Annotated in this window: 27 protein-coding genes, 3 pseudogenes and 2 riboswitches; of the genes and pseudogenes, 18 read left to right on the top strand and 12 right to left on the bottom strand. The window is 35.6% G+C overall.

The genetic code is table 11. From position 1 onward, the window contains the following. Positions 1–23 precede the first annotated feature (23 nt). Positions 24–641 carry a nitroreductase family protein gene (locus BPMYX0001_RS17115; RefSeq protein ID WP_006095856.1) on the bottom strand — a complete coding sequence of 206 codons (618 nt, stop codon included), beginning with the start codon at positions 639–641 and terminating at the stop codon, positions 24–26. Between the two features lie 365 nt (positions 642–1,006). Here BPMYX0001_RS17115 and BPMYX0001_RS17110 point away from each other — a divergent pair, with 365 nt between their 5' ends. From BPMYX0001_RS17110 to BPMYX0001_RS17095, 4 genes are all read left to right on the top strand, one after another. After that, positions 1,007–2,299: a GGDEF domain-containing protein gene (locus BPMYX0001_RS17110; protein ID WP_033799703.1), complete on the top strand. Its 1,293-nt coding sequence runs from the start codon at positions 1,007–1,009 to the stop codon at positions 2,297–2,299. A 91-nt stretch (positions 2,300–2,390) separates the two neighbouring features. Next, complete coding sequence (locus BPMYX0001_RS17105; protein ID WP_006095854.1) at positions 2,391–3,521, top strand: serine hydrolase; 1,131 nt, start codon at positions 2,391–2,393, stop codon at positions 3,519–3,521. A 4-nt stretch (positions 3,522–3,525) separates the two neighbouring features. Then, positions 3,526–4,404, top strand: coding sequence for an NAD(P)-dependent oxidoreductase (locus BPMYX0001_RS17100; protein WP_006095853.1), 879 nt, complete (start codon positions 3,526–3,528; stop codon positions 4,402–4,404). Between the two features lie 4 nt (positions 4,405–4,408). Next, complete coding sequence (locus tag BPMYX0001_RS17095; RefSeq protein WP_006095852.1) at positions 4,409–4,741, top strand: DUF3909 family protein; 333 nt, start codon at positions 4,409–4,411, stop codon at positions 4,739–4,741. A gap of 137 nt (positions 4,742–4,878) precedes the next feature. On the opposite strand, the gene BPMYX0001_RS17090 is transcribed toward BPMYX0001_RS17095, so the two are convergent. The 6 genes from BPMYX0001_RS17090 to BPMYX0001_RS17065 all read right to left on the bottom strand — a co-directional run bounded on the left by BPMYX0001_RS17090 (position 4,879) and on the right by BPMYX0001_RS17065 (position 9,924). Further along, positions 4,879–5,154, bottom strand: a complete 276-nt coding sequence (locus BPMYX0001_RS17090; RefSeq protein ID WP_003199868.1) for a hypothetical protein — start codon at positions 5,152–5,154, stop codon at positions 4,879–4,881. Between the two features lie 331 nt (positions 5,155–5,485). Then, positions 5,486–5,998 (bottom strand): cupin domain-containing protein, encoded by a 513-nt coding sequence (locus BPMYX0001_RS17085; protein ID WP_006095851.1) that lies wholly within the window; start codon positions 5,996–5,998, stop codon positions 5,486–5,488. Further along, positions 5,976–6,614 (bottom strand): methylthioribulose 1-phosphate dehydratase, encoded by a 639-nt coding sequence (locus tag BPMYX0001_RS17080; protein ID WP_033799082.1) that lies wholly within the window; start codon positions 6,612–6,614, stop codon positions 5,976–5,978. Before BPMYX0001_RS17080 ends, BPMYX0001_RS17085 begins: the two co-directional genes overlap by 23 nt. Beyond that, positions 6,611–7,270 (bottom strand): 2-hydroxy-3-keto-5-methylthiopentenyl-1-phosphate phosphatase, encoded by a 660-nt coding sequence (locus BPMYX0001_RS17075; protein WP_033799081.1) that lies wholly within the window; start codon positions 7,268–7,270, stop codon positions 6,611–6,613. The genes BPMYX0001_RS17080 and BPMYX0001_RS17075 overlap by 4 nt, the downstream gene beginning before the upstream one ends. Next, positions 7,267–8,511: a 2,3-diketo-5-methylthiopentyl-1-phosphate enolase gene (gene mtnW / locus BPMYX0001_RS17070; protein WP_006095849.1), complete on the bottom strand. Its 1,245-nt coding sequence runs from the start codon at positions 8,509–8,511 to the stop codon at positions 7,267–7,269. The genes BPMYX0001_RS17075 and mtnW overlap by 4 nt, the downstream gene beginning before the upstream one ends. A gap of 64 nt (positions 8,512–8,575) precedes the next feature. Further along, a riboswitch (SAM riboswitch) is annotated at positions 8,576–8,681 on the bottom strand. 52 nt (positions 8,682–8,733) lie between these two features. After that, positions 8,734–9,924, bottom strand: coding sequence for a pyridoxal phosphate-dependent aminotransferase (locus tag BPMYX0001_RS17065; RefSeq protein ID WP_033799080.1), 1,191 nt, complete (start codon positions 9,922–9,924; stop codon positions 8,734–8,736). A gap of 14 nt (positions 9,925–9,938) precedes the next feature. Here BPMYX0001_RS17065 and BPMYX0001_RS17060 point away from each other — a divergent pair, with 14 nt between their 5' ends. The 4 genes from BPMYX0001_RS17060 to BPMYX0001_RS17045 all read left to right on the top strand — a co-directional run bounded on the left by BPMYX0001_RS17060 (position 9,939) and on the right by BPMYX0001_RS17045 (position 13,776). Further along, entirely contained in the window at positions 9,939–10,805 is an 867-nt protein-coding gene (locus BPMYX0001_RS17060; protein WP_029426881.1) for a carbon-nitrogen family hydrolase, read from the top strand. Positions 10,806–10,879: 74 nt separating this feature from the next. Then, positions 10,880–11,021: riboswitch (SAM riboswitch) on the top strand. A 90-nt stretch (positions 11,022–11,111) separates the two neighbouring features. Further along, positions 11,112–12,293: an S-methyl-5-thioribose kinase gene (mtnK, locus tag BPMYX0001_RS17055; protein WP_006095846.1), complete on the top strand. Its 1,182-nt coding sequence runs from the start codon at positions 11,112–11,114 to the stop codon at positions 12,291–12,293. Beyond that, positions 12,290–13,360 carry an S-methyl-5-thioribose-1-phosphate isomerase gene (gene mtnA / locus BPMYX0001_RS17050; RefSeq protein ID WP_033799079.1) on the top strand — a complete coding sequence of 357 codons (1,071 nt, stop codon included), beginning with the start codon at positions 12,290–12,292 and terminating at the stop codon, positions 13,358–13,360. The genes mtnK and mtnA overlap by 4 nt, the downstream gene beginning before the upstream one ends. Before the next feature lie 254 nt (positions 13,361–13,614). Further along, positions 13,615–13,776: a YvrJ family protein gene (locus BPMYX0001_RS17045; protein WP_016116126.1), complete on the top strand. Its 162-nt coding sequence runs from the start codon at positions 13,615–13,617 to the stop codon at positions 13,774–13,776. Between the two features lie 44 nt (positions 13,777–13,820). Here the strand turns inward: BPMYX0001_RS17045 and BPMYX0001_RS17040 are convergent, their stop codons facing one another. Then, positions 13,821–14,597, bottom strand: coding sequence for a 3-hydroxybutyrate dehydrogenase (locus BPMYX0001_RS17040; RefSeq protein WP_006095844.1), 777 nt, complete (start codon positions 14,595–14,597; stop codon positions 13,821–13,823). Between the two features lie 134 nt (positions 14,598–14,731). Here BPMYX0001_RS17040 and BPMYX0001_RS29570 point away from each other — a divergent pair. Next, positions 14,732–15,085, top strand: a pseudogene (locus BPMYX0001_RS29570) (PadR family transcriptional regulator). Then, a pseudogene (locus tag BPMYX0001_RS17030) lies at positions 15,060–15,420 on the top strand (HAAS domain-containing protein); the annotation flags it as partial. The pseudogenes BPMYX0001_RS29570 and BPMYX0001_RS17030, both read left to right, overlap by 26 nt. 138 nt (positions 15,421–15,558) lie before the next feature. On the opposite strand, the gene BPMYX0001_RS17025 reads toward BPMYX0001_RS17030, so the two are convergent. Then, complete coding sequence (locus BPMYX0001_RS17025; RefSeq protein ID WP_003199880.1) at positions 15,559–16,176, bottom strand: ImmA/IrrE family metallo-endopeptidase; 618 nt, start codon at positions 16,174–16,176, stop codon at positions 15,559–15,561. 308 nt (positions 16,177–16,484) lie between these two features. Here BPMYX0001_RS17025 and BPMYX0001_RS17020 point away from each other — a divergent pair, with 308 nt between their 5' ends. The 3 genes from BPMYX0001_RS17020 to BPMYX0001_RS17010 all read left to right on the top strand — a co-directional run bounded on the left by BPMYX0001_RS17020 (position 16,485) and on the right by BPMYX0001_RS17010 (position 18,665). Next, entirely contained in the window at positions 16,485–16,778 is a 294-nt protein-coding gene (locus tag BPMYX0001_RS17020) for a DUF3928 family protein (protein WP_006095842.1), read from the top strand. Between the two features lie 120 nt (positions 16,779–16,898). Beyond that, complete coding sequence (locus BPMYX0001_RS17015; RefSeq protein WP_003208272.1) at positions 16,899–17,348, top strand: NUDIX hydrolase; 450 nt, start codon at positions 16,899–16,901, stop codon at positions 17,346–17,348. 141 nt (positions 17,349–17,489) lie between these two features. Beyond that, entirely contained in the window at positions 17,490–18,665 is a 1,176-nt protein-coding gene (locus BPMYX0001_RS17010; protein ID WP_006095841.1) for an acetyl-CoA C-acetyltransferase, read from the top strand. A gap of 65 nt (positions 18,666–18,730) precedes the next feature. Here BPMYX0001_RS17010 and BPMYX0001_RS17005 read toward each other — a convergent pair whose 3' ends face one another. Further along, the gene (locus BPMYX0001_RS17005) at positions 18,731–19,483 is read right to left on the bottom strand and encodes an AAA family ATPase (protein WP_006095840.1); all 753 of its coding nucleotides are present in this window, start codon (positions 19,481–19,483) and stop codon (positions 18,731–18,733) included. Between the two features lie 423 nt (positions 19,484–19,906). Between BPMYX0001_RS17005 and BPMYX0001_RS29565 the strand changes: the two are divergent. The 3 genes and pseudogenes from BPMYX0001_RS29565 to BPMYX0001_RS16985 all read left to right on the top strand — a co-directional run bounded on the left by BPMYX0001_RS29565 (position 19,907) and on the right by BPMYX0001_RS16985 (position 21,618). Further along, a pseudogene (locus BPMYX0001_RS29565) lies at positions 19,907–20,574 on the top strand (DUF4184 family protein). A 25-nt stretch (positions 20,575–20,599) separates the two neighbouring features. Further along, entirely contained in the window at positions 20,600–21,352 is a 753-nt protein-coding gene (locus tag BPMYX0001_RS16990) for a hypothetical protein (protein ID WP_033799077.1), read from the top strand. A gap of 80 nt (positions 21,353–21,432) precedes the next feature. Next, positions 21,433–21,618, top strand: coding sequence for a hypothetical protein (locus tag BPMYX0001_RS16985; RefSeq protein ID WP_006095838.1), 186 nt, complete (start codon positions 21,433–21,435; stop codon positions 21,616–21,618). A gap of 42 nt (positions 21,619–21,660) precedes the next feature. Here the strand turns inward: BPMYX0001_RS16985 and BPMYX0001_RS16980 are convergent, their stop codons facing one another. Beyond that, a complete protein-coding gene (locus tag BPMYX0001_RS16980; protein WP_018764811.1) occupies positions 21,661–22,098 on the bottom strand; it encodes a DUF3997 domain-containing protein in 438 nt (145 codons plus the stop codon). Between the two features lie 145 nt (positions 22,099–22,243). Here BPMYX0001_RS16980 and BPMYX0001_RS16975 point away from each other — a divergent pair, with 145 nt between their 5' ends. After that, positions 22,244–22,699 carry an RDD family protein gene (locus BPMYX0001_RS16975; RefSeq protein WP_018780861.1) on the top strand — a complete coding sequence of 152 codons (456 nt, stop codon included), beginning with the start codon at positions 22,244–22,246 and terminating at the stop codon, positions 22,697–22,699. A 447-nt stretch (positions 22,700–23,146) separates the two neighbouring features. Beyond that, on the top strand, positions 23,147–23,656 hold the full coding sequence (locus BPMYX0001_RS16970) for an SDR family NAD(P)-dependent oxidoreductase (protein WP_006095835.1): 510 nt from the start codon (positions 23,147–23,149) through the stop codon (positions 23,654–23,656). Between the two features lie 73 nt (positions 23,657–23,729). Here the strand turns inward: BPMYX0001_RS16970 and BPMYX0001_RS16965 are convergent, their stop codons facing one another. Then, positions 23,730–24,830 carry an ABC transporter ATP-binding protein gene (locus BPMYX0001_RS16965; protein WP_006095834.1) on the bottom strand — a complete coding sequence of 367 codons (1,101 nt, stop codon included), beginning with the start codon at positions 24,828–24,830 and terminating at the stop codon, positions 23,730–23,732. Between the last annotated feature and the right edge of the window lie 97 nt (positions 24,831–24,927).

The raw sequence follows: 24,927 nt of genomic DNA, 5'->3' as shown, positions 1-24,927 counted from the left end.
TTTTTATGTTATTGTGGGGCTGTTTACTTTGCCCATTCCGTTACTTGTTCGACATTCATACGTGGTGCTGGATGTCCTTTTAATGTAGATTCACCAATTGTAATTAGCATGATAGGTACATAACGAGAAGAAACATTAAATTCTTCCATTAGTGCTTGTGGGTTAAATCCACCGATTGCACAAGTGTCCCAGCCAGTTGCCTTAGCTGCAAGCATAAGTTGCATTGCGGCTAAGGATGCATTAGAGAAGGCTGCATCTCGTGGATATTGTTCACGCTTATATGCAGATTCAATATTTTGTGCCAAACGTTCTTTAGCTTCTGCTTTCATAAATCCTTGCTCTACGATAGGTCCATATACAGAATCGATGTTTTTATTTGCTTCTAGATCACCTAAAATAGCGACTACTGCAGAAGCATCAAGAATTTGTTGTTGATTATAAGCGATTGGATGTAAACGGCTTTGTACGTCTTTACCTTGGAAAACAAGAAACTTCCAATGTTGTAAGTTCCAAGCTGATGGTGCTTGACCAGCTGCTTTCAAAATTTCTTGTAATTCCTCTTTTGAAATTTCTTTTTCAGAATTGAATGCACGATTAGATGTTCGTTCATATAGAACAGTAAAGAAATCTTGCTGTGTCATAATATGCCTCCTAAGTTTTATGTGGATTTATAAAAAAATACCATATGTAACAATTTTGTACTTACATTTTGTAAGTTATCACTGTAAAAGAATATAATATCTTTATTTTAATTGTCAAGTTGTTGAGAATAGAAGAAAAAGGGGACATTCGTACAATCGCTGTCATTCATGTAGTCATACAATAAAAAGATGATTCGCAGATCAAGAAGAAATATGTAAAGTGAAGCTCCTGTCAGTGGGAGAGTTCTTTGTTCCTGCTGATGCTCAGCCCTCACCAATCGAGTTCTTTTGATAACGGCCCCTTATAGAAAAGGAAAGTGAAGAATTCAGTAGAACAGGATATATGAAGTGAGTGAAGACCAGTGGTGAACATACTACATTTTTTATTAGAGAATACGGTTTTTCAAAATGTATTACAGGATCTCCATGTAAATGTACTTTATATAGAAGAAGGATGTAATCACCAGTATACGATTGATGATATACATCCAAAATGTATGTTTATAGCAAATAGTTTTGAAGAAGGGGAAATGTTATTTGAAAAAGTGCGACCACAAATTGTGATCATTTATGTGTCGAATGGTGCACAAGTAGAGTGTATAAAACACATATATAATTCGAGGAGTTCTTTTATTGTTATCTGGGATCAGCCGGTGACTTCAAAATTTGTAGAGTTGCTTACAATAGGAGTACGAAATATTGTTATAGCTCCTGTTACACCACAGGTTGTGCTGGAAGAGGTAAACAAAAGTCTCTATCAATTATCACTATTGCAACAAGTGACTATTCAACAAGAGCTTCTTCAAATGATGTTTGATTTTCAAAATGATTTATTATTCATTGTAGAAGATGATGAGATCGTCGACTGTAATACGAACTTTTTGAGTTTTTTTGGATATGAAAATTTATTTTCATATCATGAGAATCATATGGTATTTGCGGAACATTTTATTCAAGAACATGGATATTACGCAACAAATCACGATATAACTTGGCTTGATGATTCTTTAGCGCAAGCGAGAAAAATAAAAATGTATAGTCATGAAGGCGAAGCGTTTGTTTTTTTATTACGTGCTACACCTGTACCGGAAGATTTGTCTAGGTTTATTGTTAAGTGTACAGATATTACGGAATTAGATGAATTATATCAAGAGCAAGAACAGCTTGCTGCAATTGATTCTTTAACAGAAATATACAACCGTTTGAAGTTTCAACAATTATTAGAAGAAAAATGGAAAAGTGAGAAACGAGTAAATCAAATGATGGCGCTTATTCTTTTTGATATAGACGATTTTAAAAAAGTGAACGACACATATGGACATGATTTTGGTGATTTAGCATTAATTCAGTTAGCCGAACTGATGAAATCTAAAATAGCATCCCAACATATTTTCGCGCGGTGGGGTGGAGAGAAATTTATTATATTAGTAATAAATACAACGGAAAAAGAGGCTTTCCAAGTTGCTGAATCGCTACGTTTTTTTATTGAAACGAAACAATTCTCTAGCATTTCAAAATTAACCGCAAGTTTTGGAGTTGCTTTATATGAGCAAGGAATGACAAAAGAAGAATTGATACAGCGAGCAGATATTGCTTTATATGAAGCGAAAAAAAATGGCAAAAACCAAGTACGTTTATATAGAAAAGAAAAAATGTGATTTTTTCGCAACAAAGTGTTGCGATTTTTTTCTGTTACCCGATAATAGAAAGAGGGGCCATTTATAAGAAAGTAACTGCGGAGGTTTTTGAATGATAAAAAAATTGATTATTATGGTCTTGATTTGCTTTATAGTATGTGGAAGTGTATATTACTTTTTTTATATACCCAAGAAGCAAGAAGCATTAACTTGGAAGGCAACTCCTTCTGTCGAGTCTGAGTTACAGGATAATTTAGAAGAAAAAAAGGAACCGCCAATTGATTATGCTAGTGTGGCACAAAAGTTAGATCAATATTTAAAAGATAAAGATTTTAATGGAACGGTTCTTGTCACAGATAAAGATCGTGTTGTGCTGAATAAAGGGTATGGATATGCAGATGTTCAAAGTGAAATTGAAAATACACCACAAACAAAATATCGCATTGGTTCCATTACTAAGACAGTTGTGGCAACATCGATTTTACAGTTGCAAGAGCAGGGAAAGTTAAATATTCAGGACAATGTAAATAAATATATACCTTTATTTCCAGCAGATAAAAATATCACATTATACCATCTTCTAACACATACTTCTGGTTTACCAGAGAAGGGAAAGGGAAAAGTGAATGCTGCATCACGTTTGAATTTGGTTACTTGGATTGGAATGCAGCAAGTAGCTTTTCCGCCAGGAACTGGTTGGAAATACAGTGACTATAATTATATGGTGCTTGCTTATATTATAGAAAATATATCTAAAAAGCCTTTAGGAGAATATGTAAAGGAAAATATATTTGCACGAGCGGACATGCATGAATCAGGTATGGGAAATATGGTGCCAGGAGAGCAACATTTCACGCAAGGGTACAAAAAGAAAGACAATGTACTTGTACCAGCACCAAAATTAGCAATGAACTGGCTATATGGCTGTGGTGAGATGTATACTACAGTTGGGGATATGAAGAAGTTAGATGAAGCAATTATAAATGGAAAACTTCTTTCAGAGAAAAGTATACAAGTGATGTTTACACCATCATCCGAAAAGAAATATGCATTTAGTTTCTATATATATCCCGATTATTTTCATAACCATGGTGTAGTTGCTGGGTGGAATACATTTAATAACTTTAATAAAGATAAGGGAACGTTTGTTGTTTTATTTTCAAATGTGCAAAATGGCATAAATGATGATTTTAATAAGGAATTTCGGAAGATGGTCAGCGACTTATTAGAACAAAGGGGATGAGTAGATGAAACAAGTAATTTCATCAATTGGTTTTATCGGTACAGGTGTTATGGGGAAAAGTATGGTACATCATTTATTACAAGGTGGTTATACAGTATATGTGTATAACCGTACGAAAGAAAAAGCAACTTCCTTATTAAAAGAAGGGGCACATTGGTGTGATTCACCAAAAGAATTGGTGGAGAATGTAGATGTTGTTATGACGATGGTAGGATATCCGCATGATGTAGAAGAAATCTATTTTGGAACAGAGGGAATTCTGGAACATGCAAATGAAGGGACAATTGCAATTGATTTTACAACCTCTACACCGACGTTAGCAAAACGTATATATGAAGCTGGAAAGAAAAAGAGTGTACATACGCTAGATGCTCCGGTATCAGGAGGGGATATTGGAGCAAAAGAAGGCAGACTTGCTATTATGATTGGTGGAGAGCAAGAAGTATATGAAGTATGTCTCCCTTTGTTTGAAAAACTAGGAGAGAACGTTCAGTTACAAGGGCCAGCGGGAAGTGGACAGCATACAAAGATGTGTAATCAAATTGCAATTGCATCGAATATGATAGGTGTTTGTGAAGCGGTATCGTATGCAAAGAAAGCAGGTTTAGATCCAGAGAAAGTACTACAAAGTATTTCAACTGGAGCAGCTGGTAGTTGGTCATTAAGTAATTTAGCTCCACGTATGTTAAAAGAGGACTTTGCACCAGGATTTTATGTGAAACATTTTATGAAGGATATAAAAATTGCGTTAGATGAAGCTGAAAAGTTAAAGTTACCTGTACCTGGATTAGCTCTAGCAAAAGAGCTATATGATGAATTAATAGAAGAGGGAGAAGAGGATAGTGGCACACAGGTGTTGTATAAGAAATATATAAGGGGGTAATGTGATGAATTTAGAAAAGTTTGACGGGATGATTGATGCTGTACAGCGTGCGACTTGTATGTCAATCAATGATAAGCAACAAGCAGCATTTAAACAAAAGTATGATTTTGAGCCAACATTTGAATATGGACGTGATGAAAGCGGCCATTACGTGATTCGAACATCAAAGAAGATGTTAGAAGAAATGGAATTTTATTTAGCTTTAAAGTATGATCGGGAAGGTATTGACCTTTATATGCATGCTGAAATTGATGGAGTATGTTATGTATCTGTTAGCTACGGAGAAGATGCTCTTCACTTACAAGAACTATTTCAGTTTTTGGAAGATAATAAATAAAAAGTCCTCGTTTGAGGACTTTTTATTTTGTTTAATATATTTTTTAGGAAAATTGGAAGCTAATTTTGATAAAGGCAGGTTGTATTAAGGTAGATGTATTGTGAGGATATAAAAATGTGAGATACAATGTAATGGGATTATAAGCTAGAAGCACGACGAGAGCGTTCGATTGGAAATGGAATGATTTTGGCCATATGATTGCGACTAAATTGCTTTGTACGAGCGTGACGTAATATATATAATGCAAAGAGAATAGCGATAGGTATAGCACCGTACAAACCAAAAAGTAAAGCGCTTACAGAGGATGCGACAAAACCTAACATACCGATTTCTAATTCCTCCATAATTGCCCCGAGAATAGCAGGAATAGCTCCACAAGTAACCCCAAGTATAAGTGCTATAATTAAATTCATGTTCTTCCTCCTCTTTTTGCGGTTTTCTGTTCAATTCATTTTCTATTATTTGTATTATATCATAATTTAAACAGAATTTTCAGAAAAAGTTCGAAAAATGTTCAAAATTTATTGAGAAACATACTTGATAAAATGAAAAATATCATGAGGAACCATTCCCCCTTGATGATGAATCCTCATCCATCAGGAGATATTGCAAGGCGAGAGAAAATAAAAAAGCAGGCTTATTTCATATTCGTGAAATAAGCCTGTTCCATAGGAGGATGTATATATGTAGAGTAAATAAAAGGAAGGAAAAGGGGATCCAATCCCTTTTATTCAACTAACTACCTTAATAAATAGGAACCCAGCCTTCTGTTGTAACGAAAATACGAATAGCTACAACTTGGCGATCATCTTGTAATGTGAAATAATGTCTTGCATTTTCAGGTACAGAAATTAGATCACCAGGCTCAAGTTCAACATCGAAGAAGCGACCATCCTTGCCTTGGATAGCAAAGATACCATGCCCACTGACGATAAAGCGAACTTCATCATCAGTATGATGATGCTCTTGTTTAAAGTTAATTAATAACTCATCGAGGTTAGGTATTGCATTTGAAAGGGAAATAACATCATGTGCTTTATAACCTCGACGTTCTGAAACATCGGTGATTTCGTTAGAAAATACTGTTAAAATTTCTTTTTTGTTTTCATCAGTTAAGGAGTAGTTTTCTTTTAAATGAGTAGGAAGTTTTGAAATATCCCATTTTTCATATAAAACGCCTTCTCCATGTAAAAATTGCTTTACTTCCTGTTCATTTTCAATATGGGTTTTTATTTCATGAATACGAATTTGCGCCATATGAAACGCCTCCTTGAATTGATAATAGTTTTATATGAAATTGGAATAAAAACTCATATGCTTCTAATCTTTTCTTTGCATCAAAGCTGTCTTTTCCCCAAACGGTAATGCCATGGTTGCGAATCAATATAGCTCCAGCATCATCATGAATATGTTTTCGGAAATCTTCTCCTAACGTTGGAATATGAGCGTGATTTTCAATAATTGGAATTTTGATAGTGGCTCCTTCTTCCCATATATTAAGAGCTTTAATGATTTCTTGATTAGAAAATGAGATTTCTTTGTCGTATACGTTTGTAATTACATTGTTATCAATTGTATGGACATGTAAGACACATTCAGCTTCTGTATGATTATAAATATGAGTGTGTAGCAATGTTTCTGCTGAAGGGCGTAAATCGGTTTCTAAAACAGCCTTTCCAGTTTGATCAACTAATAGAAAATCATCAGGTGTTGTTTTCGTTTTATCTCTTCCGCTTGCTGTAATAAGAAAGGTCATTGGAGTGTTACTCACTTTTATTGAAATGTTTCCACTTGTAGCAGGAAACCAGTTGCGATCCGTTAATTCTTTCTTTAATTTACTCAATTCTTCCCATTGACGAAAAAGTTGTCTCATTTTATCACCTCCAACAATTGCTGAACTTCTGTCTGTATGTCATAAAACGTTTCAAATGCTGTATAGGAAATTTGATGTTCTTGGCATTTTGTAATGAGAAAATCACGAGCGAATACTTTATCAGCCAGTTTTGCTGCTTGTAAATCTGTAATCGAATCTCCAATTACAATGTTAAAATCACTGTTTGAACTTAATTGCTGAATTAGCGTTGATTTGCAAAGACCGCAGTTGTTTTTACAATGTTCATCGCAAGGGTGAGGCCAGTTTACTTTAATTGTTTCCCCTGAAAAATCAGTCGTATTGCAATAAATATGGTCTGGGCTGATTAGTCCTTTGAGAAGAGGATAGACGAAAAAATCCATTCCTCCTGATATAATATGAAGTGAAATCTGATTTGTTTGGACAAACTGTGCAAACTCTTGGAATCCAGCCCGAATCACCGCTGTTTCTTTTATAAAAGTAGTGATGTCATCTTGTAAACTTGTAGGTAAAAGAGAAAACAATTCCCCTACACCTTCTTGAATAGAAAGTTCTTGTGATAGAATTTTTTGTTTAATCGTTTTGGCTTCTGGTGGAGCGAATTTTTCCATAATCGCAACGATATTATCATTGTTCGTAATCGTACCATCGAAGTCACAAAAAATTTGAAGACTCATAGTTTCACCCCACGTGATGGATTCCCCCATAATTGCAGTGCAGCATGTAAATCAGTGTTATCTACTTCATGCAATGGTGTTCTTTGCAAAGTGGCATCAATTGCTGCTCGAAATGCTTTTCCACCGCCTTGCGCTCCAGCTGGGTGACCATGAATACCACCACCTGCGTTAATGACAACATCCTTGCCAAAATTACGAAGGATAAACGGAACAAAACCAGGGTGAATACCAGCTGATGGAACAGGAAAGCTTCGTTTTAAAGATTGATCTTTTTTAGTTAGTTTACTTGTAATAAGAAGAGCTTCTTTTTTTTCTAATGCAACACTGCCGTATGGTGATGGAAATAAAGAGAAATCTGCACCAGCATAACGAAGTAGCTTTCCAAGTAGCAATGGATAAGAAAGTCCATATAATTCCGATGAAGCGTATGCGCCGCTTACAGCAGGATGTGCCATAATTGGAATCGATATATCATCATCTTCCGCAAGTGATTGCAATACATCTAATCCATACGAGAATACATTGAACAGAAGAATATCTGCACCAGCTGTGGCGGCACGTTTTGCATTTTCTTTAAGATCATATGTACGTCCTGTTAAATTCACTGCATATAAAGTCTTATGACCATATGTTTCGTATACAGACAGTAACACTTCTTTTCCAGAATGAATTCGTTTTGTGAGCGGTGTTAATGGATTTTCAAACAAAATTTCATCATCTTTTACAATATCTACACCACCAATTGCTTGATCACGGAGCTGTGTTTTTAAATATCCTATATTGCGTCCAAGCATTCCTTTGAAGATGCTCATCAGAAGTGGACGGTCGTGAATTTGTAAGAGATTTCGAATGCCCTCAATGCCAAATTTAGGGCCAGGGAAAAGTTCTTTTAAGTCATCTGAAAATGTTAAATCAATCAGTTTAACTTCGCCATCTAGTGATAATTTTCCAAATGTTGTTGTCAAAATAGCTGGTAAATCAGGGCTGAAATTTAGTGATGGATAATGAATTTTAATGAGTCCACGTGTCGCTTTTTTTCCGAGATACGTATTTACATGCTCTTGTTCTTCTAATTGTTCTACATGAATGACATTGCCTTTATGTTGTTTTAATTGTTCTTGTAATAAGTGTGGTAAATGAGTCCATGAACCAATTGTTAAACCGAGAGCAATTTGTTCTGCTTTTTGGTTTAAATTATGAGAATCATCATGGATTAAATAGGTTGCTGTTATTCCACTCATTTTTATAACCTCCTAGTTAAATAAAAAAACCTCTCAGCTAAGGAGAGGTTTTTTTACAACCAGCTCCTTATCTGTCAGCGTAATGCTGCGAGAATTAGCACCGTGCCTACAATTGTAGATCGGTTGCCGGGTTTCGTCGGGCTCGTCCCTCCACCTGCTCTTGATAAGAAGTATTTAGAAATGTTTGAATTTTTACGATATCTGAATTTTGACAGAGTTTTTTTAGAATGTCAATGGTTTTTTGAAAATTTTTAATTTCTGGATTCTTTGAACAGCTTCTTGTAGTCGCTCTTCTGTATGTAGTAATCCAATACGAACGTAGCCTTCGCCATGTTTGCCGAATCCAACTCCAGGTGCAACTGCTACATGTGCTTGTTCTAGTAATACATCGGCAAACTGTTCAGATGAAAAACCATGGGGAACGGGAAGCCAAGCGAAAAAAGAGCCTTTTGGTGCGACTACATTCCAGCCGATTGATTGACAAGCTGAAATAAGGGCATTTCTTCTAGATTCATAGCGATCAACTAGTTCAGTTACACAAGATTGTGAACTTAATAGTGCCTCACGAGCAGCCTCTTGTACAGCGCCAAAAATGCTGACATACATATGATCTTGCAATAAATTGATTGTTTCAATTACACTTTGGTTACCGATAGCAAAGGCGATGCGCCAACCAGCCATATTAAATGTTTTTGATAATGTATAAACTTCAATGCCAACATCTTTCGCGCCATTTGCTTGTAAGAAGCTAGTTGGCTTGTTACCATCAAAACCAATTGCTCCATAAGCAAAGTCATGAACCACTAAAATATCATTTTCATTTGCAAATGTAATTGTTTCCTCAAAGAACTCTTTTGATGCGACAGCACCAGTTGGATTGTTAGGATAATTTAAAAACATCAATTTCGCTTGTTTGGCAATAGTATCATCGATTTTAGTGTAATCTGGTAAGAAATCATTTTCTGCTAATAACGGCATCGTTTCAAATTTTGCTTTTGCTAAAGCGACACCTGATAAATAGTCAGGATATCCTGGATCGGGTACAAGAATTGGATCGCCAGGATTTGTAAAACAAATCGGTAATTCAACCAGCCCTACTTTTCCGCCAAATAAAACAGCAACTTCTGTTTTAGGGTTTACTTTGACTCCATATTCACGTTCATAGAACGTTGCAACGGCTGTTTTTAAGCTTTCATGTCCGCGAAATGGCGGATATTTATGATGAATTGCTTTTTCTGCTGCACGTTGTAAAGCTGTTACGATATGCGGCGGTGTTGGTTGATCTGGATTGCCTTGCCCTAGATTGATAACATCGTGACCTGCTTCAACTACTTTGTTAACTTTTGCAACAAGTGAAGCGAAAAACTGTGTTGGTAAGGATGTTACAATCTCGGAAGGTTGAAAATGTTTCATACTTTCCACCTCTTTTGAAAGTTGTTACAATTCTAGTGACAAATGATATAACCTTTCCAAGTTTTTGTAAAGAAAAAATAATTGAAAATGGGGCGGATAAAATGAAAGTCGCATGTATTCAAATGGATATTGCTTTTGGTGATGTGAACACAAATATTGAAAATGCAAAGAAAAAAATAGGAGAAGCGATGCAAAGAAAACCAGACGTTATTGTATTACCAGAACTTTGGACGACTGGTTATGATTTAAAACGACTTCCTGAAATTGCAGATGAAGGAGGAATACAAACGAAAGAACTTCTATCAGAATGGGCGAAGCAATTTGCGGTGAATATTGTTGGGGGTTCTGTTGCAAAGCAAACAAAACAAGGTGTTACGAATACGATGTATGTTGTGAATCGCGAAGGTGAAGTGCAAAATGAATATAGTAAAGTACATTTGTTCCAGTTAATGGACGAACATAAGTATTTAATAGCTGGTGATGGAACCGGTGAGTTCACGTTAGATGATGTGCAGTGCGGGGGGACAATTTGTTACGATATTCGTTTTCCAGAATGGATGCGTGTTCATACTGTAAGAGGGGCAAATGTATTATTCGTTGTAGCAGAATGGCCGCTTGTTCGCTTAGCACATTGGCGTTTACTTCTTCAAGCGAGAGCGGTAGAAAATCAATGTTATGTGGTTGCATGTAATAGAGCAGGAGAGGATCCGGATAATATGTTTGCTGGACATTCTCTTATTGTTGATCCATGGGGAGAAATTGTAGTAGAAGCAGGAGAAGAAGAATCTATTTTACATGGGAAGCTAAATTTAGAAAAAGTTAAGGAAGTACGTAAGGGAATTCCTGTCTTTACTGATCGACGTCCAGAATTATATAAATAAAAAATATTGACAAATGATTTTTATTCTTGTTATAGTCTGTAGCAGAAAGTTAAAAATTCAAATAAATTATGCAACTCTTATCAAGAGCAGGTGGAGGGATTTGGCCCGATGAAACCCAGCAACCGACCGTAATACCATTGTGAGATGGGGCGTTTATGCGCCAAAAAGGCACGGTGCTAATTCCAGCAGAAAGGATAGCTTTCTGACAGATAAGAGGGGAGAAGCTGAACTTCAAACCTCTTTCTTCATGGAAAGAGGTTTTTCTTATGATGAAAAACCTCTGAATTAAAAAAGGGGGATAAGAAAATGGGATATCGTTCATTAACAGAAGAAACAGCAGTTCAATATGTAAAAGAGCATGGATACTTTGAGAAAAAGGCAAAGGTAACTTGTCATGAAATAGGAGATGGAAATTTAAATTATGTATTTAGGCTCCATGATGGAGAACGCGGTATTATCGTAAAACAGGCTCTTCCATATGCAAAAGTCGTTGGAGAAAGCTGGCCACTTTCGTTAAGTAGAGCCACAATTGAAAGTCAAGCATTACAAGTTTTTGCAAAATATGTACCAGAATACGTTCCGAAAGTATATGGTCATGATGAAGAGTTAGCTGTGACAGTAATGGAAGATTTGTCAACTCTTACAATTACTCGTAAAGGATTGAGTGAAGGGGAAGACTATCCGCTTTTATCTCAGCATATTGGACGTTTTTTAGCACATGTTTTGTTCTATACGTCAGATTTTGGCCTACCAGCAGAAGAGAAAAGGGTGTTAGACGGAAAGTTTGTAAATCCTGATCTTTGTAAAATTACAGAAGATCTTGTGTTTACAGATCCGTTTGGAAACTATGAAACAAACGATTATGAGAAAGAATTGCAACCTGTCTTAGATGAACTTTGGTGTGATAAGAAATTAAAATTACAGGTAGCGCAGTATAAATATAAATTTTTAACTAGAAAAGAAGCGTTAATTCATGGTGATTTACATACAGGTAGTATTTTTTCATCACCTTCTGAAACGAAGGTGATTGATCCGGAGTTTGCAACATTTGGACCGCTTGGATTTGACCTTGGTCAATTTATTGCAAATTTATTGTTGAATGCACTATCAAGAGAAGAAGAGAAACGAAATATTTTATTCTATCATATTGAAAAAACATGGAGTAATTTTGTAGAAGTATTTACAAAGCTATGGGTACTAGAAGGGGTAGAACCATATACAAAGGAGAAACGATGGCTTGCGATTGTACTACAAAATATTTTTGCTGATGCAGTTGGATTTGCTGGTTGTGAAATCATTCGTCGAACAATTGGATTAGCGCATGTAGTAGATTTAGATGGAATTAAGGATAAGAATAGAAGAATTCAAGCTAAAAAGCATGCATTATATTTAGGTCGAGAGTTATTATTACATGAAACGACAGGTGCGAATGCTAGATTGTTCCAAACGTTATTTCAAGATAGTGTTTTGGGAGGGGTAAAAGCATGAACACAACAGTTGCCGTTCCGCGTTCTATAAGTTGGAAAGGAGATTCTATTGCATTATTAAATCAAACGCGGTTACCGCATGTTGTAGAATATAAAACGTTGAACACTATTGAAGATGTGTGGAAAAGTATTGTTATGTTAGAAGTGCGCGGGGCACCTGCAATTGGTATTACAGTTGCTTTTGGATTAGCACTTGCAGTAAAAAAATATAATGTTACGAATATCACTGAATTTGAAAAAAAGTTTAAAAGTGATTGTAATTATTTAGCAACTTCACGTCCGACAGCTGTTAATTTATTTTGGGCAATTGATCGCATGTCAGCTTCTATTAAGCAAGCAACAACAATAAAAGAAGCAAGAAAAATATTAGAAGAGGAAGCACTTAAAATTCAGCAAGAAGATGAAAATATATGTCGTAGTATTGGAGAGCATGCTTTAACTAGGTTTAAAGATGGTGACCATATTTTAACGATTTGTAACGCCGGAAGTATTGCTACTGCTCGTTATGGAACAGCGTTAGCTCCATTTTATATTGGAAAAGAGCGTGGGGTGAATTTACGAGCTTATGCATGTGAAACAAGACCTGTTTTGCAAGGAGCACGTCTTACTACATGGGAATTGCAACAAGCTGGTGTTGATGTAACGCTCATTACGGACAATATGGCGGCACATGCTATTCGAACAAAAAATATTTCTGTTATTATTGTAGGAGCAGATCGAATTGTCGCAAATGGTGATACAGCAAATAAAATAGGAACCTTGAATTTAGCTATACTAGCAAAATATTTTCATATTCCTTTCTACGTTGCTGCTCCACTTTCTACATTTGATATTACGAAAAAAACTGGTGCTGAAATTGTAATTGAAGAACGAGATGAGACTGAAGTTACAAAGATTTTTGGAAAACAAATTTCTCCCGAGGGAGTCGGTGTTTATAATCCTGCATTTGATGTAACTCCTCATGATCTAATTACTGGAATTATTACTGAAAAAGGAATTCTACAAGGAGATTATGCCGTAGAGATTGCTTCATTATTTGAGAAAACAAGCTATATAAATACGCATTGAAAGACCGACATAAAGCCATTCCTTTAAGGTGGAAGAGAGCATCCGCCTATGGGTAGGGCGGTCAATGCCTTTTTTAGCCCCATGCCATATGAAAATAGAAGGAGAAAATGAGTGGAGAACTTCTTTTGTTTTCATAACTGCGACTTATATGTCGGAAAATTAAAAGGGATATATATAATATACAGTAGCTTGTTTTTTTATTGCCCAATTTCCTTTCTTTTGCTTATTTATTTAAAAGAAAGGAGGGGAAATAGATGGGGGAATGGATATCTATGATCGGTAATGTTGGATTTCCAATTGTTGTGACATTATATTTACTGCATCGTATTGAAAGTAAATTAGATGGTGTAATTGTTGCAATTGAGAAATTACCACAACAGATGACAAGGTATGAAGCTCCGCACGAAACAAAATGACAAAAGGCTTTGCTCTCAATGAGCAAAGCCTTTTGTAACAAAGATTATTGCGTCGTATAACCCCCATCAATAACAACTGCTTGGCCGGTTATTCCTTTTGCTTTTTTACTTGCTAAAAATAAAGCATAATCGGCAATTTCCTGAACAGCTAGCAATCGTTTTTGAGGTACGAGGGGATAGATGACATCCTCTAATACTCTTTCTAGTGGAACGTTTCGTGTTGTCGCTAAATCTTGGAGTTGATTCCTGACAAGAGGCGTATCAACATAGCCTGGGCAAAGAGCATTTACAGTAATGCCGTGTACAGCTCCTTCTAAGGCAGCAACTTTTGTTAAACCAATCACACCGTGTTTGGCACTATTATAGGCAGCCTTTCCAGCAAATCCGACAAGACCGTTAATAGATGCAATATTAATAATTCGTCCATACTTTTGTTTTTTCATAATTGGAAACGCATGTTTTATTGCAATGAACGGCGCAATTTGCATGATTTGAATAAGAAGTTCAAACTTATCGGTTGGAAATTCTTCAATTGGTGAGACGTGTTGCATACCAGCATTATTTATTAACACATCAAGTGAGCCGAAATTAGTAATAGTTTCAGAAATAGCTTCTGATATTTCTTGCTCAGATGTAACATCACATCTTAGACCGATTGCCTCATATCCTTCCTTGCGCAACTGTTCGGCAGCTTCCTTTGCACGATCTTCAAGGCGATCACTAATGACCACTTGTGCTCCTTCTTTTGCAAATGCATTTCCCATTTCATAACCAATACCACTTGCAGCACCTGTTAAAAAGACAACACGATTTGTAACCACAATGAAAAACACCCCTTTATATAGAATTTATCTTATTGCTCTATTTAGAGGAGGTGTAACGAAAATCCTGCAAAGATTTTGGGAAAAATGTGGTTATCTATCTTGCATAACAAGATAGAGGGAGGATTTGGATCATGTCGACAAGTCAAATGCTGAAAGGGATTTTAGAAGGAGGTCTTCTTGCCATTATTTCTGAAGGCGAAATATATGGCTATGAAATGAGTGAAAAGCTAGCCAAGTATGGTTTCACAATGACAAGTGAAGGAAGTATTTATCCGTTATTAATATGGATGCAAAAGGCAGGGCTAATAACAAGTACAATGAAGGAATCTCCATCTGGTCCAAAGCGAAAATATTATATATTAACATAAAAAGGTGAAGATACACTGGATGAATTTATGGATCGCTGGGAAGCGATGCAAAGTAGTGTAGGGCGTTTGCTGAAAGGAAAGGGGAGGCGCGGCGGCAAAGGTTATCAAAGAAAGTGATATTGAGAGTTTTTTAGAAGATGCAGAACTACACTTAATTGAAGGTGAGAATGATGGGAAAAGTATAGAGGATATTTTTGGAAGCTCACCGAAAGTATATGTAAATGAGCTTGTTCGGGTAATGGAAAAAGATCGAAGAGAGAGCTGGAAACAAATCGGATATACAGTGATGAATATTGTTGTATTTTGGGTTATTGCTTCCATTTTAATTGTAAATGATAACGGGCCATTACAGATTTCATTCGTTCAATGTATTGGGTATGGCATGAATGATCGCACTTGTAGCACCTAATATAGCTTCCCGTAAAATGGCTTTTCGGATAGGGTTTATAAAATTAGCTATTTTATTTGTTCTTGTAATGATTCATACAAAATTAGAGACAAGAAAAGTGAATATATAGGATCGCCTTTTCTTTGTGGCCGGTATTGGGCATATAGACTGGAATATTTTATTTTAAACAGTAACGAATGGGTTACTGTTTTTCTTTGTGTAATAAAGAACTTTGTAAAGATAATGCTCGCTGTTCTTTTGTTAATAAAGAATCAATGTGTACTTGATCAGGACGAGGTACAATTGGATACATGAGGTTTGTGGAAGAAGGGTGATGTTCAGAGCCGGTTTGCGAGTGAGGGTCAGCATGTGTAAGTTTCCCTTCTATACGTCGTGTGAATAAAATATGACCAATTTCATGAGCAAGCGTATATATATTTTTCATAGGAGAAGCGGCGTTAGTAAGGATGATATAACCTGTGAGGATTTGGTTTATAACGAATGAATAGGCACATGCAATTACGGATTGCTCTTTAAAATAATTGCTTCCAATATAACAAATATAAATGTCACAATTTGGAATTTGTGATGAGCAAGTGTTAAAAAAAGAAGAAACTTTTGGTTGGATTTGGATAGAATCAATATAACTAATTTCACCATCGTGAAATCTAAATGATTCATTTAGTATAATAACGTCTTTAATTTGAAATGAAATTGGCTGCCATATTGATTCGGCGACTGCTAAGTCTTTTGCAATACGGTCGTCTGTAATATCGGAGCCTGGAGTAATGCAAATACATATATTTACGTATGGATCCATTAGAAACACCTCAAATGGAAAACAGTCTATTGCTATACTGTATGTGACGGGAAAGTACTATGTATGGATATAAACCCTATAAAGGGATGTATTTTAATAAATTGAAAAAATCCAATATTTATATAAATTGAGAGAAGGTACATTGGTGTAATTTGTTTATTGATAGCTGTTTTTTTGACTGACAAGCAAAATATAGATTAATGCAGAACGGAATATAAGAATGAGTAAAAGAAGTCGAAAAATATTCATAGTTTAATTACATTATATGTTATTTATTCTGCTATAGTAAAAGAAAAGGGGGAGAATGTATGTATACATTAAAAATTGTATCAGACCGAGAAGCTGTTTACCAGTTTGCAAGTTATGTAAAGGTGGTTCAAGGGGTGAAGGGTGTATATGTGGAAGTTGGAGAGTCTTTATATGAACATCCACTTATGAAATTTTATGTACAGGTAACGATTGAAGAGACATATGAGCAGCAAAAAACATTACAAGAAATCGCTCGGTTAGTAGAATTAGGGCGCTTTACATACGTTCATTATCGAAATGAAGAGATTGAAAAAGCATTTGAAGCAGTTAAATATGAAAGTTTTCGAAAATAAATGTAATGAAAAGGGAGCGAATGCTTCCTTTTTTTGTTAGTAGGAATATTTTTTCACATCACACAAAAAAATAAGGAATTTTGCTATGATAAGGAAGGAGAGGAAAGGAGAGTTTATATAATGGGGTATATTGAAGAATTACGAAAATCAGTCGGTACAAGGCCGCTCATTCTTGTAGGAGCAGCTGTGATTATTTTAAACGAAAAACAAGAGGTATTGCTTCAATATCGTTCGGATACATATGATTGGGGTGTACCAGGTGGCGCGATGGAACTAGGAGAAACGACGGAAGAAACGGCTCGACGAGAGCTATTTGAAGAAACTGGGTTAGAAGCGAAGATGTTGCAGTTTCTTGGTGTTCTTTCTGGGAAAGATGTATATTATCGTTATCCAAATGGGGATGAAATTTATAATGTGATTCATCTATATCAAGCACATTATGTGAGCGGAGAAATAAAGCTTGATGAAGAAGGGTTGGACCTTCGATATTTTCCTGCTGAAAAGTTGCCAAATTTAAATAAAACAACAGAGAAAATTTTACAAAAATTTTTATATGCACTAACAGAATAGGAGGGAATATTCCTCCTATTTTTATTATATTAAATATTTTGATTTTTTCGGTATATTTGTAGTATGATAAATGCAGATATACATCTTATGTTATACCATCCAAAAACTTACTAGGGTACATAAGAGAGGGGCAAGTGCAAGATGCATAATGTTGTCATTACAGCTGCAGTTCGTTCACCAATTGGAACTTTTGGAGGAGCATTAAAAAATGTAACACCAGTGGAATTAGCTGTTCCTGTACTTCAGGAAGCTGTAAAAAGAGGCGGAGTGGAACCACATGAAGTTGATGAAGTGATTTTAGGTCATTGTATTCAAAGAACAGATGAGGCGAATACAGCCCGAACAGCTGCATTAGCAGCAGGATTTCCAGATACAGTTACAGGTTATACGATCCAGCGCCAATGTTCTTCAGGTATGCAAGCGATTATGTCAGCGGCAATGCAAATACAATTAGGCGTAAGTGAAGTTGTTGTTGCAGGTGGAGTAGAAGCGATGAGCTCAAGCCCTTATGCATTGAAACAGCACCGCTGGGGACAACGTCTTCAGCACGGAGAAATTCGTGATACGGTGTGGGAAGTTTTAGAAGATCCGTTGCATCATATTATGATGGGCGAAACAGCGGAAAATTTAGTTGAACAATATGAGATTACAAGGGAGGAACAAGATGAAGTTGCGCTGCGTAGCCATCAATTAGCGCTTCAGGCAATTGAATCAGGCTATTTTGATGAGCAAATTGTTCCTATTACAATAAAAGAGCGTAGAAAAGAAGTAGTATTTTTAAAAGATGAACATCCACGTGCAGATATTACAGCAGAAAAATTGGCGGGGCTAAAGCCAGCATTTCGTAAAGGTGGATCAGTAACTGCAGGGAATTCCTCGGGTATTAATGATGGAAGTGCAGTTTTAGTATTAATGAGTGAAGAAAAGGCTAAGGAGAAAGGCTTACAACCATTAGCTAGAATTGTTGGTTATTCTGTAGCTGGGGTAGATCCGAAGATTATGGGGATTGGTCCAGCACCAGCAATTCGTAAAGGTTTAGAGAAAGTAAATTGGTCATTAGAAGATGCTGATTTATTGGAAATCAATGAAGCCTTTGCTGCACAATACTTAGCGGTTGAGAAGGAACTTGGCTTAAATCGTGAGAAAGTAAATGTCAACGGAAGTGGTGTTGGACTTGGACATCCAATTGGTTGCACAGGTGCACGTATTACGGTAAGTTTAATTCACGAATTAAAAAGACGAGGTTTAGAAAAAGGAATTGCATCTCTTTGTGTCGGTGGTGGCATTGGAGTAGCGTTATTTATAGAAGCACTATAAAAAAGAAGGAGCAGCGAGCTGCTCCTTCTTTTTTTGGGTATCAACGAGTAATATTACCTTTTTCTTTATGATTGGAACAAATGATGAAACAAGCGATCCCGATTCTCGAAAAAGAGTTTCATCGTTTGATAATGCTCAGTTTCCTCTAGGATTGCTTCTGTGATTCCTTCTTGTGAGAAAGAATATATATTGGACTCTGGATAAGCCATCAAAATAGGAGAGTGAGTTGCGATAATGAATTGTGATCCTTGCTCTGCTAATTCACGCATACGAATGAGCATAGAAAGCTGCCTCATTGGAGATAAAGCTGCTTCAGGCTCGTCTAAAATATATAAGCTTTGTCCTGTAAAACGGTTCATAAATAAAGAAAAAAATGATTCACCATGTGATTGATTGTGTAAGGAAATACCACCATATGAATCAATAACCTTACCTCCCAAAAATTGTTCAGAATCAATTTCATCGATATAAGAAGCAACATTATAAAATGATTCTGCTCGCAGAAAGAATCCGTCTTTTGGTGTCGCGACGCTTTTTGCTACGCGAATATATTTGTGTAAAGATGAATGCGAATCATGTGTAGCAAAACGGAAATTTTTTGTTCCACCTTCCGCATTAAATCCTAAAGCGATGGCGAGGGCTTCTAACAATGTAGACTTCCCAGTTCCATTTTCTCCAATTATAAATGTTACATTTGGATGGAAGTCTAGTGATTGTAATGTTCGGATAGCGGGTAAGCAATATGGATACACGGAAAAATTAGGGATATGTTCTTTTTGTAAGGAGACGTTCTTTAGAAAGGCTGTACGCTCATTCAAAATATATACCTCAATTCGTTGAAGATTTTGTTTCTAATATAGCAGCAAGTACAAGGATCAGGCAACTTGCAAAGCCGAGAAACCTAGTCCTTCCCAGCCATAGGTGTGTCTCTTTATAATAAAAATCAGTATAGTAGCTATAAAAACTAGTAGATTTGGAATATACTTTACTATTTTTATATATTTCCATAGAAAAAAGCCTATATACGTGGTTATAAAAAGTTCTAATAGAATAAGGAGAAAGACAAACATTAGGGACAAAATGATATCACTTCCATTTCCTAAATATTACATTTGGATTGTATCATGTAAGTTGTGGATATTCCAATGTCAAAATAAGTGTTGCATATCAAGAATCGATATCGTTATGATAGAGGGTGTCTTACATAGAAATATTTTTTTGGTTTCAGAAGGGAGTAACATATGCCGTTTACATTTGCGCATCCTGCTGCTGTCATTCCTTTTTGCAAGAAACAACGATATGTTTCAGTAACAGCGCTAGTATTAGGAAGTATGGTACCCGATTTTGAATATTTTTTGCATTTTCGACCATATGGTGTCATTGGACATACATTTAGGGTTCTTTTATTTGAACTTACCGCTCGTTTTCAGTCTACTATCGTTATGTAGCATCTATTCCATGGAGGCTTACTTCAGGGAAAGAAATTTTTGTTTTTCTCTATTCTGCATTATTCGGTATGCTTACACATTTCGTTTGGGATGCTTTTACCCATAAGATGGGTTATTTTGTTATGAATTTACCATCTCTACAACAACATATATATTCCATGCCGATATATAAATTCATGCAGCACGGGAGTACATGTCTTGTTTTTTTGCTGCTTATATATGTTCTATAGAAACATCGAGATTTTCAAATAAAAGTAGATATAGTTTCAGCAAGAGAGAAAAGGAAATATTGGGGATGGACGATGATTACGGCGTTAGTAGTGTTTACTATGCACGCGTTGCTAGACCCCTATTTTCAAATTTTACAAATAGGGAGTATAATAGTTTCTGGATTTACAAGTGTTTTTTGTGGTCTATTCATTGTTTCCGCAATATACGAAACAAGAGAAGAATCGAGTTAGTATGAATGAGAGTGTTAGGAGTAAGATGATGAAAGTATGGAAAAGTATTTGTATTTTATGTAGTTCTATCGTTTTGTTTAGCGGTTGTTTTCAAAAGGAAGAAAAAAAAGAAGTAAAGAAAGAATCTATTCCAGAAACAACTGAATACGGTGGCAAGGAATTAAAGAAAGTTGGACAGGTTGTAAAAGAAAAAGGATGGGGAACATTTAAATTAGAGAGGTTAAAACATGTTAATCAAACGTTTGAAGTAGCTCCAATGAAAATTCATGTACAAGATGTAAAGGTTATTGCATTATCACAAATGAGTCAAGATGCAAAAGATACATTGAAAGTATATACAGCATTAAGTCCAGAAGAAGTGCAGCGTAGACTTGGAGACAAAGTCAATCGAGAAGATGCTGAGTTGTACGCTTCGTTAAGTGGAAAAGACATTGGAGATAAAGTGCGTTATGTTGAAATTACATATAAGGTAGAAAATAGTGGAGATAAAGACATGCAGTTTTTCTCTATGAATGATATTACTATTAATGAAACGCAGCACTTTAATGTCCCAAAACAAAACTTTTTATATGAAGAGGATACGCTTGTAGGTACAAAAAGTGTTACAAGAGAAGAGTATAAACCAGGTGAGACGAGGGAAGGGATAATTGGATTAATACTCGAGGATGAGAAAAAAGAGATTACTCAAATCTCATTTACAACAGATGTTCTTGCAACGGGTGATACACATGAAACGGTTACAGAACCGCAAACATTTAACATCTCACTGTCTAAGTGAGATGTTTTTTGTATAGAAAAAGAACAGGAAATTTGTCAAATCAAAGCGAATGTATTATAAAGTGCAAAGGGGGAAGAAAAATGGAAAAAAGATGTTACGAATGCGGTAGTAAGGAGATAGAAAAAGCAACGATAGCACCAGACCAAAAAGGTTATCTTACTTTATTTGCACAAGCAGTCGCAGTGGTAGAAAGTTGTAAAAAATGCGGTACTGTTATCGCGATAACAGGGGAACATCCAAGCTATAAAAATCAGCAAATGGACTGAAAAAAATATACTATTTTTGGTTCTTGAAATAAACAGCCGTTATTAGGCGTTTACTGACCGTTTGTTTTGCTCATTTAAATAGGTTTCTACGGTTTGTAATTGTTCAGAAATTCGAAATGCTTCTTTTTGTTCCTGAAATTGTTTTTCATTATAAGGACCAAAACGACGATTGTTGTTCATATCAATAATCCAGTAATGTTCGCTTCGTTTATTTGTAATACTAGATTCTGGGTTATTGGGATCGGATTTTTCTTCAATTTGTTTTGCAATAATATATATATCGTCCCATGCAATTTCTACAATTTTAGCTGGGACATATTGTGTAGCATATACAGCGTCTGGTTTTGGAAAAAGTTCAAATGCATTTCCGGAAGTATTTATTAGTTCATATTCTTCATTGATGGTGTAAGCTGAATGGCTAGAGTTTGCTGTGCAACCAGTCAAAAGTATAATGGCAATTACGGTCATCAATCGCTTCAATATGAGACCCTCCTTATAAAATGCTTGTGGTAAACATATTGTACAAGAAAAGGAAAAGAAACGCCAATATATGAGTTGTTTACAATGGTTTTTAGAAATGGTACGATGAGACAGGTAAAGAAGGATACAAAGGAGTCGACATAAAATGAAGTTAAAGATGCATCGTCCAGCGGTAGTAATGAATCGCATAGGTGCTTCCATTATCGATATGTTTTTAATCTCGGTTATGTACGGTGCTGTTGTGGCAGTTGTAACGAGGAATTATGGGGCCATTTTCAATCGTTTTAATATAAGCTTAGGTGATTATCGATATGATCTTGCGCTTGTTTTTATATTAATGGCTATCTATTTTATTTTTGTTCCATTTATATGGAATGGCTGTACAATTGGTAAAAAAATAACCCGAACAAGACTTGTATCATTAACAAGTGAAAAGTTAACAATTCAAACGCTAACAGTACGGTTCTTTGTATTGTTATTACCAAACATATTGTTGCTTGGAATTCCATCTATCTGTAACGTATATATGATGTTGTTCCGTCACGATAATTGTGGGTTCCATGACTTAATTATGAAAACGAAAGTGATGAGTCTCGTTTAAAGAATACTAGGATAGAATGATAAAGAGTTATATTTAGGACGTATTAAAAAATATATGTACCCTTAAATTTTTACGAAATTCGATAAATTTAATTCGTATAATGGAGTTCATATAGGGCGGACATCTCCTATAGAGTACCCTTCATATTGATGCAGGATGTGTTAAAAAGCAAGCAATAGTAAACTTTTTAACACATCCTATTTTTTTGTTGTATTAGACTGAAAATTAGGAAAATGATATGATAAATGAAACAGATGTGTTGTATAACAAGGGGGAGATCGAAATGATAGAAAGTAACTTAATTTTTTGGGGTACTTATTTTTATCGGTCTAGCTTTTGATAAATACAATAGTAAGAAAAAAGAGAAAACAGATAAGTGAGCGATTACAAAAAAAGGAATATGGGCTTTTTCTGCTTGTAGAGCTACGGGCGAAAGGGGTATACTGAGTGACGGTAAGACTTACAGAAGGGGTAATGACGATGAAGCTTGCAGGAAAAGTTGCCGTTGTAACTGGCGGTGGCATCGGTATTGGACGTAGTACGGCTCTTTTGTTGGCAGAACAAGGTGCAAAAGTAATTGTGACGGATATTGATCAGGAAAATGGACAAGCAACAGCGGAGGAAATCGTAGATTTAGGTGGTGAAGCCCTTTTTGTTACTCATGATATGGCGAAACAAGGAGATTGGAAACGTGTCATTGGAGTTGCTATTGACGCTTATAATCGTATTGATATGCTCTTTAATAATGCGGGTTTATATAAAATAGATTCTATTTTTTTACGTCAACAAGAGAACGATTCCAATGTACTTTGTATTAATGACGTTTGGATAGAACTAAAACAATTGACGGCATCTTTTATGAAACATCAAGAAGAAGTAATGCTAACTGATTTACCTATTTTCGGTATTATTAGTACAAAAGAACAGTCATTTCATACAGTAGGAACCCTAGTATAATAGTAGAAAACCGCCCGAAATACATATGTGGACGGTTTTTTTGTATCTGTATGACGTAAAGAAAAGTGGTGCTTTATCGAATACGTTTTTCTGTTGTACTATCAAAGAAATGTGCCTTATTCATATCGAATGCAAGTTTGATTTGATCACCATGTGTAAAGGTATGTCTTGCATCCAGACGGGCTGCAAAATCTTGATTTCCAAGTTTCATATATAAAATAGATTCTGCACCTAATAGTTCAGCAACTTCAATTTGAGTTGTAAATGTTGTACCTTGTGAAGCCTCTAAAAATAAAAGTTCGTCATGGATATCTTCTGGACGTATCCCCAATACAATTTCTTGATTCACATAACCTTGTTCGCGTAATAATTTCATTTTGCCTTCAGATACTTTGATTTTTACCTTATCATCTATAACAAAGTATTGTTCTGTTAATTTACCATGGAAGAAATTCATTGCAGGTGAGCCAATAAATCCACCAACAAAAATATTTTCCGGTGTTTCATATACTTCTTTTGGTGAACCGATTTGTTGAATCTTTCCATCTTTCATAACGACAAGGCGTGAAGCCATTGTCATCGCTTCTGTTTGATCATGTGTTACATAAATTGTTGTTGTCCCAAGTCTTTGATGCAGTTTAGAAATTTCTGAGCGCATCGCTACACGTAATTTTGCATCTAAATTTGATAATGGCTCGTCCATTAAGAAAATTTTTGCGTCACGAACGATAGCACGACCTAACGCAACACGTTGGCGTTGTCCACCAGATAATGCTTTTGGTTTTCGATTTAAATATTCCGAAAGTCCTAGAATTTGTGCCGCATCCTGTACGCGGCGGTCAATTTCGTCTTTTGGGATTTTACGAAGTTTTAATCCAAATGCCATGTTGTCATAAACGCTCATATGTGGATAGAGTGCATAGTTTTGAAAAACCATTGCAATATCGCGATCTTTTGGAGGAACATCATTCATTACCTTACCATCAATAGAAAATTCCCCTTTTGAAATGTCTTCAAGTCCAGCTACCATTCGTAATGTTGTCGATTTTCCACAGCCAGATGGACCAACGAAAACGATAAACTCTTTATCTTGAATATGTAAATTGAAGTCTGTTACTGCTGTTACGTTATTATCATAAATTTTATAAATATTTTCTAACTTTAGTTCTGCCATGACTTTTCCTCCTAGAAAAATTATGCAAACGTTTTCTTTGAGTTCATTATAAACGAATGTATTTAAAAAATAAATAAAAATGATACAAAAAAATAAA

Source organism: Bacillus pseudomycoides DSM 12442 (genome assembly GCF_000161455.1).
GTDB classification, from domain to species: Bacteria; Bacillota; Bacilli; order Bacillales; family Bacillaceae_G; genus Bacillus_A; species Bacillus_A pseudomycoides.
Note: the sequence above shows the minus strand (reverse complement) of the source record. Positions and strands in the feature narration are given on the sequence as shown.